Source organism: Microbacterium paraoxydans, assembly GCF_019056515.1.
Lineage (GTDB): Bacteria > Actinomycetota > Actinomycetes > Actinomycetales > Microbacteriaceae > Microbacterium.
Genome location: NZ_CP064873.1, coordinates 324,828 through 336,831 on the forward strand (window position 1 = coordinate 324,828; position 12,004 = coordinate 336,831).

General features: G+C 71.8%; 14 protein-coding genes. 7 read left to right on the plus strand and 7 right to left on the minus strand.

Features of this window, described 5'->3' with window-relative positions; genetic code table 11:
• The first annotated feature begins 11 nt into the window (after positions 1-11).
• The 4 genes from IZR02_RS01575 to IZR02_RS01590 are packed head-to-tail and all read left to right on the plus strand — an operon-like array spanning position 12 to position 3,120.
• Positions 12-683 carry a M15 family metallopeptidase gene (locus IZR02_RS01575; protein WP_025104043.1) on the plus strand — a complete coding sequence of 224 codons (672 nt, stop codon included), beginning with the start codon at positions 12-14 and terminating at the stop codon, positions 681-683.
• Positions 680-1,741 carry an alanine racemase gene (locus tag IZR02_RS01580; protein WP_217316552.1) on the plus strand — a complete coding sequence of 354 codons (1,062 nt, stop codon included), beginning with the start codon at positions 680-682 and terminating at the stop codon, positions 1,739-1,741. The genes IZR02_RS01575 and IZR02_RS01580 overlap by 4 nt, the downstream gene beginning before the upstream one ends.
• Positions 1,738-2,688 (plus strand): D-alanine--D-alanine ligase family protein, encoded by a 951-nt coding sequence (locus IZR02_RS01585; protein WP_025104041.1) that lies wholly within the window; start codon positions 1,738-1,740, stop codon positions 2,686-2,688. The genes IZR02_RS01580 and IZR02_RS01585 overlap by 4 nt, the downstream gene beginning before the upstream one ends.
• A gap of 42 nt (positions 2,689-2,730) precedes the next feature.
• Positions 2,731-3,120: a VOC family protein gene (locus tag IZR02_RS01590; RefSeq protein ID WP_025104040.1), complete on the plus strand. Its 390-nt coding sequence runs from the start codon at positions 2,731-2,733 to the stop codon at positions 3,118-3,120.
• A gap of 15 nt (positions 3,121-3,135) precedes the next feature.
• Here the strand turns inward: IZR02_RS01590 and IZR02_RS01595 are convergent, their stop codons facing one another.
• The 7 genes from IZR02_RS01595 to IZR02_RS01625 all read right to left on the minus strand — a co-directional run bounded on the left by IZR02_RS01595 (position 3,136) and on the right by IZR02_RS01625 (position 9,887).
• Positions 3,136-5,721: a DEAD/DEAH box helicase gene (locus tag IZR02_RS01595; RefSeq protein WP_025104039.1), complete on the minus strand. Its 2,586-nt coding sequence runs from the start codon at positions 5,719-5,721 to the stop codon at positions 3,136-3,138.
• A gap of 24 nt (positions 5,722-5,745) precedes the next feature.
• A complete protein-coding gene (locus tag IZR02_RS01600) occupies positions 5,746-6,246 on the minus strand; it encodes a hypothetical protein (protein WP_025104038.1) in 501 nt (166 codons plus the stop codon).
• Complete coding sequence (locus IZR02_RS01605) at positions 6,243-6,806, minus strand: GTP-binding protein (RefSeq protein WP_025104037.1); 564 nt, start codon at positions 6,804-6,806, stop codon at positions 6,243-6,245. The genes IZR02_RS01600 and IZR02_RS01605 overlap by 4 nt, the downstream gene beginning before the upstream one ends.
• A gap of 68 nt (positions 6,807-6,874) precedes the next feature.
• Positions 6,875-7,246 (minus strand): hypothetical protein, encoded by a 372-nt coding sequence (locus IZR02_RS01610; RefSeq protein ID WP_025104036.1) that lies wholly within the window; start codon positions 7,244-7,246, stop codon positions 6,875-6,877.
• 110 nt (positions 7,247-7,356) lie between these two features.
• Entirely contained in the window at positions 7,357-8,070 is a 714-nt protein-coding gene (deoD, locus tag IZR02_RS01615; RefSeq protein WP_025104035.1) for a purine-nucleoside phosphorylase, read from the minus strand.
• 13 nt (positions 8,071-8,083) lie between these two features.
• Positions 8,084-8,743: a DNA alkylation repair protein gene (locus tag IZR02_RS01620; protein ID WP_025104034.1), complete on the minus strand. Its 660-nt coding sequence runs from the start codon at positions 8,741-8,743 to the stop codon at positions 8,084-8,086.
• 106 nt (positions 8,744-8,849) lie between these two features.
• The gene (locus IZR02_RS01625) at positions 8,850-9,887 is read right to left on the minus strand and encodes an FUSC family protein (RefSeq protein ID WP_025104033.1); all 1,038 of its coding nucleotides are present in this window, start codon (positions 9,885-9,887) and stop codon (positions 8,850-8,852) included.
• 101 nt (positions 9,888-9,988) lie between these two features.
• On the opposite strand from IZR02_RS01625, the gene IZR02_RS01630 reads away from it, so the two are divergent.
• From IZR02_RS01630 to IZR02_RS01640, 3 genes are all read left to right on the plus strand, one after another.
• Entirely contained in the window at positions 9,989-10,444 is a 456-nt protein-coding gene (locus IZR02_RS01630; RefSeq protein ID WP_025104032.1) for an SRPBCC family protein, read from the plus strand.
• Positions 10,445-10,539: 95 nt separating this feature from the next.
• On the plus strand, positions 10,540-11,628 hold the full coding sequence (locus IZR02_RS01635; RefSeq protein ID WP_025104031.1) for a DUF998 domain-containing protein: 1,089 nt from the start codon (positions 10,540-10,542) through the stop codon (positions 11,626-11,628).
• Positions 11,629-11,759: 131 nt separating this feature from the next.
• Positions 11,760-11,981 (plus strand): hypothetical protein, encoded by a 222-nt coding sequence (locus IZR02_RS01640; RefSeq protein ID WP_025104030.1) that lies wholly within the window; start codon positions 11,760-11,762, stop codon positions 11,979-11,981.
• Positions 11,982-12,004: the final 23 nt, after the last annotated feature.

Genomic DNA, 12,004 nt, shown 5'->3' on the forward strand with positions numbered 1-12,004 from the left:
TCACTGGAAGCATGAACGACCTCCGCACCCCCCGAGCCGTCCGTGCCCGGCGCCGTCGGCGGATCGCCACCACGGCGTCCGTGCTGGCGCTCGCCGTGGTCGCCGCCGTCGCCGTGCAGCAGTCGCTGTCGGCCGCGTTCGCCGAGACCGCCCCGATCGTCACACCCGCCACCACCGGTTCCGATTCCGAGCCGCACACGCCGACCGGATCGGTGCTCGCCCCGAGCGAGGCCGACGGCGTGATCCGCGACGGCGATCAGCCCACGGTGTTCGATGTCGACAGGGTCGCCGTCGGCAACCTCGACCCCGCCCTGCTCGACGCCCTCCAGCGCGCCGCCTCCGATGCGGAGGCCGACGGGGTGACGTTCCTCGTGAACAGCGGATGGCGTTCGGCAGCGCTGCAGGAGCAGCTGCTCCGCGACGCGATCGACGACTACGGCTCGGAAGAGGAGGCGCGCCGCTGGGTGGCGACCGCGGACACCTCGGCGCACGTCTCCGGCGACGCGGTCGACCTCGGTCCGCTCCCGACTCTCGACTGGCTCACGCAGCGCGGATGGCGCTACGGCCTCTGCCAGACCTACGGCAACGAGTCCTGGCACTACGAGCTGCGACCGGAGGCCGTCGATGACGGGTGCCCCGCACCGTACGCCGACCCCACCGAAGATCCGAGGATGCAGCGATGACGGCCCTGCTCGCGGAGGGGATGACCCTGTCCCGCCTCCACGCACCGACACTCTCCACCCTTCCGGCCGCCGTGACCGAGAACCTCCGCCGCGTGCGGGAGGCCGCCGCGGTACCCGTCATGGCCGTGGTCAAGGCCGACGCGTACGGTCATGGCATGGTGGCCGTGGCGACCGCCGCCGTGGCCGCGGGGGCCGAGTGGCTCGGGGTCACCGACGTCGCCGAGGGGGTCGCGCTGCGCGAGGCCGGACTGCGCGTGCCGATCCTCGCCTGGCTGCACCCCGCGGGCATCGACGCGCCGCGCGCGGCCGCCGCCGGGGTCGACGTGGCCGTGGGTTCCGTCGAGGAGCTGCGTCAGCTCGCGGCCGATGCCGCCGCTCCGGTGCGTGTGCATCTGCATCTCGACACGGGGATGGCGCGGGGAGGGTGCCCCGTGGAGGACTGGGCTGAGCTGCTGCGCACGGCGCGGGCGGCCCGCGGCCGGATCGAGGTCGTCGGGGTGATGGGGCACCTCCCCCGCGCCGACGCCGCGGATCCGCGGGCGAACGCGCTGCTCGTGCATCTCGCGGCGACCTCGGGCGCCCTGACCGATCCCGCGACGCACTTCGACATGGTGCGCGTGGGGGCCGCCCTCGTGGGGATCGACCCGTCCGAGACGGTGTCGCTGATCGGGGCCTCGCGTTTCACCGCTCCCGTGGTGCACAGCGCCGCGGTGCCGGCCGGCACCGTCGTGGGCTACGGCGGGACGCACACGACGGCGGTGGCCACGCACCTGAGCGTGGTGGGCGTCGGATACGCCGACGGCATCCCGCGGGAGATCGCACCGGGAGCGGGGGTGGAGATCGGAGGGGAACGGCATCCGATCGTCGGCCGGGTGTCGATGGATCAGATCGTCGTCGACACCGGGGGGAGGGCGTTCCCCCGAGGAGCGGTCGCGACGGTGTTCGGGCCGGACGGCGGCGCGGTGCCGTCGGTGCAGGAGTGGGCGCGGTGGGCGGGCACCATCCCGCACACCATCGTCACGGGCATCGGCCCGCGGGTGAAGAGGAGCGTGGCATGACGATGAAGGTCCTGGTCATCGGAGGGGGACAGAATCCCGAGCACGAGGTGTCGCTCGCCTCGGCGGCCGCGGTCGCCGCGGCGCTGCGGTTGGGGGGACACGCCGTCACGACCGTGACGATCGACCGCGACGGCGTGTGGCGGGCCGACGGCATCCCGCCCGGCGTGAGTCCGGCGTCGTCGTTGCAGCAGGCCCTGCCGCTGCTCGCGGCGAGCGACGTCGTGTTCCCCGTGGTGCACGGTGCGCTGGGGGAGGACGGCGCCCTCGCAGCGCTGTGTGCGCTCGCCGGGGTGCCGGTCGTCGGCTCCGCGCTGGGGGCGGGCGCGATCGGCATGGACAAGTGGGCCACGAAGCTCGTGGCCCAGGCGGTCGGGCTGCGCACCGCCCGAGGGCGGCTCGTCGCGGCCGAGGACATCGGCGACGTGGAGTTCGAGGGCGCCGTCGTGGTCAAGCCGGTCACGGCCGGCTCGAGCCACGGCGTGAGCCTGGTGACGGAGGAGGGCGATCTGCTCACGGCGCTGCGGGGGGCGGCGCGCTTCGACCGGCGGATCCTGGTCGAGGAGGTCGTGCACGCACGGGAGATCGACGTCGCCGTGCTGCGGGAGAAGGGCGGGGTGCGGTGGGCCGCCCCGCCCCTGGAGATCCACGCGCCCGGGCTCTTCGACACCGCGACGAAGTATGACGGCACGGCCCGGTTCACGGTTCCCGCGCAGCTCGATGCGGCCGCCACGACGGCGCTCAAACGCGCCGCGATCGCGATGTTCGACGCCCTGGGGTGCGACGGGGTCGCCCGCATGGACTTCTTCCTCACGGACGAGGGTCCGGTGCTCAACGAGGTCAACACGATGCCGGGGCTGACCGCCGCTTCCCAGGTGCCGCGGATGTTCGCGGCGGCCGGGGTGGACTACGTCGACCTCGTGGGCCGGCTCGTGCGCGCGGCCGTGTGAGAGGGGGTCGACAGGGCGCCTGCGGAGGCGGATGCTGGGGACATGGCAGCCTTCACAGCGGAGAACGCGTTCAGCGGCTTCAGCGTCGACGACATCGACGCGGCGAGAGAGTTCTACGGCACGACCCTCGGGCTCGACGTCGAGGTCAACGCGATGGGGTTCCTCGACCTGCGTCTGCCTCGCGGCGGGTCGGTCCTCGTCTACGCGAAGCCGAACCACACCCCGGCGAGCTTCACGATCCTGAACTTCCCGGTGGCGGACGTCGACGCCGCCGTCGAGGAGCTCAACGAGCGCGGGGTGCAGACCAAGATCTACGGCGACGACGAGTTCCCGTCGGACTCCCGCGGCATCGTCAGGGGGAACGGGCAGGGACCCGACATCGCGTGGTTCCGCGACCCGGCGGGCAACGTGCTCGCCGTCATGCAGGCCTGACGGGGCCCGCCTCGCTCACAGCCGGTCGACCGCCGTCACGGTGACGACCGCCTCGCCGGCCTCGTCCGACGCGGCGAGATCGACGGTGGCGCTGATGCCCCAGTCATGGTCGCCGGCCGGGTCGTCGATGATCTGCCGCGCCGTCCACGCGGTCGGACCCTCGGTGAGCAGCAGCATGCGGGAGCTCCGGGCGTCCGGTCCGGTGCCGATGTCGTCGTGCTCGGCGAAGTACGCGTCCAGCGCGTCGGACCAGGCGGCGGCACCGAACGTCGGGTCGAGCTCGGCCAGCGCGTCCACGTCCTCCCGGGCGGCGAGCTGCACCCGCCGGAAGAGCTCGTTGCGGACGAGCGTGCGGAAGGCGCGGGTGTTGCTCGTGAGGCGCTTGGGTGCGGGCGGGACGATCGGCTCATCGGTCTCGCCGCGGGCGGCGGTCCCGGCGGTCAGCTCGCTCCACTCGTCGAGCAGGCTGGAGTCGATCTGGCGCACGAGCTCGCCGAGCCAGGCGATGAGGTCGTGGAGGTCCTCGTCCTTCCGCTCCTCGGGGATCGTCTGGGAGGCGGCGCGATACGCGTCCGACAGGTACCGCAGCACGACGCCCTCGGAGCGGGCGATCTTGTAGAACGCGACGTACTCGCCGAACGACATGGCCCGCTCGTACATGTCGCGGACGACGGACTTCGGGTGGAGCGCGAAGTCCCGGATCCAGGGCTGCGCGGCGCTGAAGGTCTCGAAGGCCGCGTCGAGGAGCTCCTCCAGGGGCTTCGGGTAGGTGATCTCCTCGAGGAGCTCCATGCGCTCGTCGTACTCGATGCCCTCGCGCTTCATCGCGGCGACCGCCTCGCCCCGCGCGAGGAACTCCTGCTGGCTGAGCACGGCGCGCGGATCGTCGAGCGTCGCCTCGACGATCGAGATCATGTCCAGCGCGTACGACCCCGTCCCGACCCCCTGGTCCCCCGAGCCCGCCTGGTCTCCCGAACGCGCCTCGGTCCCTGAGCTTGTCGAAGGGTCCAGCAGGTCGAACGCCGCGAGGGCGAACGGCGAGAGCGGCTGGTTGAGCGCGAAGTTCGGCTGCAGGTCGACCGTGAGCCGGACGCCCTTCGGTGCTCCGGGCACTCCCGTGTCGAAGGTCTCCACGACGCCCGATTCCCGGAGCGTGCGGAAGATCGCGAGGGCGCGGAGGGCGAGCGCGCGCTGCCGGGTGCGCGGCTCGTGGTTGTCGAAGACGAGCCGGCGGACGTTCCCGAACCCATCCCCGCCCCGGGCGATGACGTTGAGCAGCATCGCGCTGGTGATCTGCATGTGCGAGGTCAGCGTCTCCGGCGTCGCGTCGATGAGCTTCCGGAACGACGGCTCGCCCCACGACACGAAGCCGTCGGGGGCCTTCTTGCGGATGATCTTCCGCTTCTTCTTCGGGTCGTCGCCGGCCTTGCGGATCGCGGCGAGGTTCTCGGTCTCGTGCTCCGGGGCCTGGGCGACGACGGTGCCCGCGGTGTCGTAGCCCGCGCGTCCGGCCCGGCCCGCGATCTGATGGAACTCCCGCGCGTTGAGCTGCCGCATCCGCGCGCCGTCGAACTTCGTCAGCGCGGTCAGCAGCACGGTCCGGATGGGGACGTTGATGCCCACGCCGAGCGTGTCGGTGCCGCAGATGACCCGGAGGAGACCGCGCTGGGCGAGCTGCTCCACGAGTCGGCGGTACTTCGGCAGCATGCCCGCGTGGTGCACGCCGATGCCGGCCCGGAGGAAGCGCGAGAGCGTCTTGCCGAACGCCGTCGTGAAGCGGAAGCCGCCGATGAGGGCGGCGATCTCGTCGCGCTGCTCGCGCGTGGCGACCTTCGTGCTCGACAGGGCCTGCGCCCGATCCATGGCCGCCGCCTGAGAGAAGTGCACGATGTAGATCGGTGCCTGCCCGGTGTTGAGCAGGTCGTCGATGGTCTCGTGGATGGGCGTCGTCTCGTAGAAGAAGTGCAGGGGGACCGGGCGCTCGACCCCCGTGACCGAGGCGGTCTCGCGTCCGGTGCGGCGCGTGAGGTCGGCGGCGAGGGTGGTGACGTCGCCGAGGGTGGCCGACATCAGCACGAACTGCGCCTGCGGGAGTTCGAGGAGCGGCACCTGCCAGGCCCACCCGCGGTCCGGGTCGCCGTAGAAGTGGAACTCGTCCATGACGACGAGGCCGACGTCGGCGGCATCGCCCTGGCGCAGGGCCAGGTTGGCGAGGATCTCCGCGGTGCAGCAGATGATGGGGGCATCGGCGTTCACGGCGGAGTCTCCCGTGACCATCCCCACGTTCTCGGCGCCGAACACCTCCGCCAGCGCGAAGAACTTCTCGCTCACGAGGGCCTTGATCGGTGCCGTGTAGTAGCTCCGGTGCCCGCGGACCATCGCCGCGAAGTGGGCGCCGACCGCGACGAGCGACTTCCCGGTGCCGGTCGGCGTGGACAGGATGACGTTCGCTCCGGAGACGAGTTCGATGAGCGCCTCGTCCTGCGCGGGGTACAGGCGGATGCCGGTCGACTCCGCCCACTCCACGAACGCCAGGTAGACCGCATCGGGGTCCGCCGCGTCGGGAACGAGAGAGGGTTCGAGCCGCGGCGTGGGATTCATGGTGCTTCGATCATCCCATCTGCGTCATGTCGCCGATCCCGTGACCCCGAGCGCGGTGAGCAGCTCGTACGCCGTGGAGCGCGCGTGCACGATCACGGTGCCGAGCTGCGAAGAGGAGGCCGACACCGAGAGCAGGAGCTGGCCGTACGGCGCGAGGATGAAGCTCAGCAGTGCCATCTGGTTCTCGCCGATGGACAGCGACACGATGGCCGACAGCGTCGGCTCCGTTCCTCCCGCGATGATCTCGGCCTCGGCCCGCGCGACCCCGAACAGGGAGCCGTTCATCGCCGCGAGCTGCTCGCCGCCGTCGGGGTCGACGCCGAGCGAGGCGATGTGGAGGCCGTCCGCGGTCCCGAGGACCGCGGTCGTCAGCTCCGGGAAGCGCTCCTCCAACTGCTGCAGACGGGTCTGGGCCGACGGGCCGACGATCCGCGACCACAGCGCCCAGTTGCCGGCGACGTCGGGGTGCATGCGGGACGGATCGGGCGTCGTGGCGGCGTCGTGCCGCCCGGCGGGTCCGGTCATGGCTTCTCCTCCGGAAGATCGAGAGCGGCACCGGCGACGCGCATCACGCTGTCGCGGTCGCGCGCGTCGGCCGCGAGGACGCGGGAGACGGGGATGCCGTGCCGCGCGAGCACGGGGGCGAGATCGCCGCGGATGTCGCCGATCGCGTGCCCCGCCGCGTGGCTGACGGCGATCACGATCCGATGCTCGTCTCCGGAGAACACGTCCAGCCACTCCTCGGCGTCGGCGGCGAGGGTGTCGTGGTCCGCGCGCAGCCAGAGCAGCACCCGAGTGCCCGGCATCGAGACCCGCTGCCGGGCGGACGCGAAGCGCTCTTGCCCCGGGATGCCGACGAGCGCGATGGAGACCTCGGGCGTGGGCCGCCAGGTCCCGTAATCGAGGCCGACGGTCGTCGTCGTCTTCCCGTCGCCGCTCGCGAGCGACATCGGCACGTCGGTGTCCACCGGTGGGACATCGCTCAGGGCGCGGACCGCGGTCGTCTTGCCCGCGCCCACCGGACCGGCGAAGATCACGCGGTACCGCTGAGGCAGGTCGGTCCGTCGCCGACGCGGGCGCCTCATCGTCCGCTCCGCGGGACCGCTCTTCCGCTGTCGTCCTCTCCCGAGGCCGCTCCCCACGGCCCCATGGATCACGCGCCGAGGGCGGCGACCCGGCGGTTCACCGAGGAGCGCAGCAGGGCGAGGTTCGTGGCCTGGCGATCGGCGGCCAGGTAGATGAACAGGTCGTCGTCGAGCATCTTGAGCAGGTGCAGCTGCGTGTTCAGCGTCAGCAGCATGTCCTCGAGCTCGCCCTCGATGCCGAGGGCGTCGATCGTGCGCTTCTTGTTCTTCACGATCTCGCTGTTGAACGCGCTCGCGACCTCGAGGTCGAAGTCCGGGCGGACGGAGCTCGAGGCGAGCGGCAGTCCCGATTCGAGGTCGACGATCGACGCCCCGATGAATCCGTTGATGTCGCGTTCGATGTCCGCCAGCAGCGCGTTGAGCTGATCTTGCGTGGCCATGGTTCTCCCCAGTCGTCTTCGTCGCGCGCAGCAGCGACCGCCCTGTGCGGTCGTCCCCGGCGCCGCGCGACCTGTGAAGTGTATAACGTTACTCGACGAGGAGGCCAGTCTCAGACCGAGGTCGCCGCGCGGAGGGCGATGCGCACCATGTCCCCGAACGTCTGCTCGCGCTCCTGGGCCGTGGTCTCCTCGCCGGTGACGATGTGGTCGCTGACCGTGCAGATCGCGAGCGCGCGGCGTCCGTGGAACGCGGCGAGCGTGTAGAGGCCCGCCGCCTCCATCTCGACGCCGAGGATGCCGTGCTGCACGAAGGGCGCGGTGAGCTCCGGCCGCGTGCTGTAGAACTGATCGCTCGAGAACAGCGGCCCCACGTGCACCGTGGACGACAGGGGCTCCGTCTCGCTCGCCTCCACCGCGGCGCGCAGCAGGGCGAAGTCGGCGAGGGGAGCGTAGTCGAGGCCGTGGAAGCGCACGCGGTTGATCCCGGAGTCGGTGCTCGCGCCGTTGGCGATGATGATGTCGCGCACCGCGAGCTTCTCCGTCAGCGCGCCGCACGACCCCACCCGGACGATCGTCTGCACGTCGTACTGGGTGAACAGCTCCGTCGCGTAGATCGCCATCGACGGCTGCCCCATGCCCGAGCCCTGGACGGAGACCCGATGCCCCTCCCAGGTGCCGGTGAAGCCCAGCATCCCTCGCGTCTCGGAGTACAGCTCGGCGTCGTCGAGGAAGGTCTCGGCGATCCACCTCGCCCGCAGCGGGTCGCCGGGGAACAGCACGATGGGGGCGATCTGACCGGGATCCGCGGCGATGTGGGTGCTCATCCGCTCAGCGTACTCAGCCCTCGCGACGGCGGACGATCTCCCCGATCCAGAGGGGTGCGAAGGGCGAGGTGCAGCCGGGAGCCGTGGGGTAGTCGGCCAGGACCTGGAGCCGCTCGCCGATGTCGACGGCCCGTGCCCGCAGGTCCGGATGGAAGATGCCGATGTTCGCGAGGGTCTCGTTCATCGCCCACTGCAGGCGCGGTGGGGCCTGCTGCAGGTCGCGTTCGATGAGGTCGAGCAGGTGCGGCAGGTCGAGGCCGGCGGCGTCCTTCGTCACCCGGACCGTCGTGAGCGACCACGCGGCGGCGGCGACGGTGGGATCGGCGTCGTCGAACCAGCGCCGGCTCAGCTCCTCGGCGAGGGGCGACTTCTTGAGGACGTAGTTGACGAACCAGTCGTTGACCTTGGGCGGACGGGTCTCGCGCAGCATCGTGTCGAGCTCGTCGGCGGTGAAGTCGGCCGGGCGGCACACGAGCAGGGCCAGCAGCCGGGCGGACGTCTCGCCCGTCGCCCAGAGCTCCCGCGCGAGGGTCTGGTCGGTCTTGATGCGCTTCGCGAGAGCGCGCATCCGGCTCAGGTTGATGCCGTGGTCGTCGCCGCGCTTCTCGTTCGCCGCGCGCTGCTTGGGGTCTTCCAGCGCCGCGAGCTCCGCCAGCGCCTCCTCCACTGTCATCCCGCCAGGGTAACCCCCGTCGACCCACCCCTTTCGGTGCGTCCCGGCCCCCTGCGGACGCACGCACGGGGCCGGGAGGCGCGAAAGGGGGTGGGTCGTCGGGAAGTCAGTCCTCGTCGAGGAGTTCGCCGCGGATGCGACGGAGGTCTTCCATGAGGGAGCCGATGAGGATCCAGTGCTGCGAGGACGGCGGACGGATCACGAGCGGAGCCGTCAGAGCGGGGATCGCGGAGGTCAGCGGCTCGGGCTCCGCGGAGGGCGCCGTGGTCTGCACGGCGAGGCGCACGTCGTGTCCGGCGCGGCGGAGCTGCTCGGCGATCGCGGTCACCGCGGGCTCCTCGCCGAGCCGGTCGTCGTAGTGGTCGAAGTAGGCGCGGGTCATGCCGATGGTCTGCGTGACGATGGGCGAGAGCCGGTCGAGCAGCGCCTTCAGCTCCTGCAGGTCGGCACGATGGGTCGAACGCCGCGGGTTCAGCGTGAGCGACTCCTCCCCGGCGGCGATCGCGGCGGCGGCGGCATCCTTCATGGGCCGCAGCAGCCGCACCTCGACCATGAGCTCCTGGAGCCGCGCCGGCGTCTGCGGGGCGGGCAGGGCGTCCGCCAGGCGGTCGAGGCTCGCGGCGAGCTCCCGCCCGAGCAGCCCCACGTTCCGTCGCGCCGGCTCGACGAGCACCGGGGGCACGATCAGCGCGTTCACGACGATGCCGATCACCACCCCGATCAGGGTCTCCACGATCCGGGCCACCGCGTACTCCGGACTCGACGACCCCAGCGCCAGCACGAGCATCGCCGAGATCGCGACCTGGTTGCCGGTGCCGGGGGACGCCCGGAAGATCCACGCCACGAGCATCGCGACGACGATCGCCAGCAGCACGATCCAGCTCGGCGAGCCGAGGAGCAGGCCGAGCCCGACCGCGATGACGACCCCGACGATCACGCCGATGCTGCGCTCGAGCGCCTTCGACAGCGACTGGTTGACGCTGGGCTGCACGACCAGGAGCGCGGCGATCGCGGCGAACACCGGCAGCTGCCCGGGGAAGACCCAGCCCGCGATCAGCCACGCGGCGATGGTCGCCGCGGCCGACTTCACCACCTGCAGCAGGGGGGAGCGCTGGGAGGCGCGGATCGCGGCGGGGATGCGCATGACCTCCACGGTAGTCGCGCCGATGTCAACCCCATCGCCCTTCTCGCGCCCAGCAGGCTGAATGGAGGCACACGAACGACGAACAAGTGAGGAGCATCCCCATGGTGCAGATCATCGAGACCATCGACGTCGACGTTCCCGTCCGCACGGCGTACAACCAGTGGACGCAGTTCGAGAGCTTCCCGAAGTTCCTCGACGAGGTCGTCTCCATCACGCAGATCGACGAGACCCACACGCACTGGAAGGTGAACGTGGGGGGCGCGGAGCGTGAGTTCGACGCCGAAATCACCGAGCAGCACCCGGATGAGCGCGTCGCGTGGAACAGCGTCGGCGGCGAGACCGAGCACGCGGGCGTCGTGACGTTCCACAAGCTCGACGACAACACCACGCGGGTGACCGTCCAGCTCGACTGGGCGCCGGAGGGGCTGCTGGAGAAGGTCGGTGCGCTGGTCGGCGCGGGATCCCACGCGGTGAAGAAGGATCTGAAGAACTTCAAGGAGTTCATCGAGGGCCGCGGCGTCGAGACCGGCGCCTGGCGCGGTGACGTGGACGCCTGACGCCTCTGCGTCGAGGCCCGGGACCGCTGTCTGCGGCCCCGGGCCTCGTCGCGTGCGGGGCTGCGGACGTCGGACGGGCGTGCTTGCATGGGCGCATGGACACCAGGGAGCGTCTGCGCGGCGAGGCGCGGGCCGTCGTCGCGACCGTGGTCTGCTTCGTCGGGGGAGCCCTCGCCGGGGCCCTGCTCCTCACCGGTCCGCCGCGGCCGCTGACCGGTGAGGGAGGTCTGGCGGTGCCCGCCGCGGGAGTCGCCGGGGGCATCGCGGCTCTGGCCTTCGTCCTCAGCACGCACCTGCACCGTCGGGGGGAGGCTGCGGGGATGCCGCGCTGGCAGCGGGCGGTGTCACGGCTCTCCGCCGCCGCGCTCACCGTGGCCTTCGGGGCCGTGACGGCGATGGGCGTGCTGCTCACCGCGGAGGTGCTCGCGGCGGGCCTGCGGGGTCTCGCGCTCGGAGCGATCGGCGGCGGGCTGCTCACGGGGGTTGCGGCCGCGGTCGGCGGACGGCTCGCGTTCGGCGCCGGAATCGGTCTCCGAACGGCCGACCTCGCCGGACTCCTGTTCGGGTTCCTCGTGATCGGCACGCTGTTCGCGATGGTGACCGCCGTCGACCCGCGGTGGTGGGAGGAGAACTTCTCGCAGCTCGGGGTGGGCTGGGCGTTCAACGGCACCCTGGTCGTGGCCGGGCTGCTGGTCGCCACCGTCGGCGCGTACATCGGGCGCGACCTGCACCGGCTGCGCGGCGACGACGCGCTGTCCCGGATCGCGACCGTGGTCGTGCTGTGGGCCGCGGCCGGACTCGCGCTCGCCGCCGTCGGGCTCCTGCCGCTGTACCGGGCCCCCGTTCCGCACGACATCGCTGCCGTCGCGGCGCTGCTCCTCTTCCTCGGGGCTGCCGCCGCGACGACGCTGACCGTCCCCGGCCGACCCCTGGCCCTCGTGGTGACCTCCGTCGCGGTGGGGGTGCTCGTGGTCGCGGCCGTGCTGCTGTGGTGGCCGCTCGGCTTCTTCCCGGTGACCGCGGTGGAGGCGGTCGTCGTCGGGCTCGGGCTGCTGTGGATGACGACGCTCGTGCGGGTGCTCGCGATCCTTGTACCGGAGGGGACCCGTCCGTCCGCGCGGCCCTCGCTCTGGCAGGGCAGGCAGTCGCGCGAGCTCAGGCGGGTTCGCGCGCCAGGAGCCTGATGCGGCGTGAGGGCCTGCGTCAGCATAAGGAAGGGAGGCGGAGGGGGCGCGGAAGATAGGGCATCCGTCCGATGTGGAGGGGGCACCTCAGAGCGGAGTGTAGGGATACACCGAACCGTCGAGGAGACATCATGTTCGACCACCCGTATCTCAGCCATCAGGTCACCGTCTTCGAGCAGGAGCAGATCGAACGCGCGGTCGCCCGGCGCCGGATGCTCCTGGAGCACGCGGATCAGATCGTGCCGCGTCCGGCGGGTCCGCTGCGTCGGCTCCTGCGCCGCCTCGCACGCCGGGGAACGCCGGTGCCGCGGGCGTCCCACGCGGGAGCGTGCGATCCGATCGTCGCCCGATGACGGACGGCGTCGTGCTGTCGTTC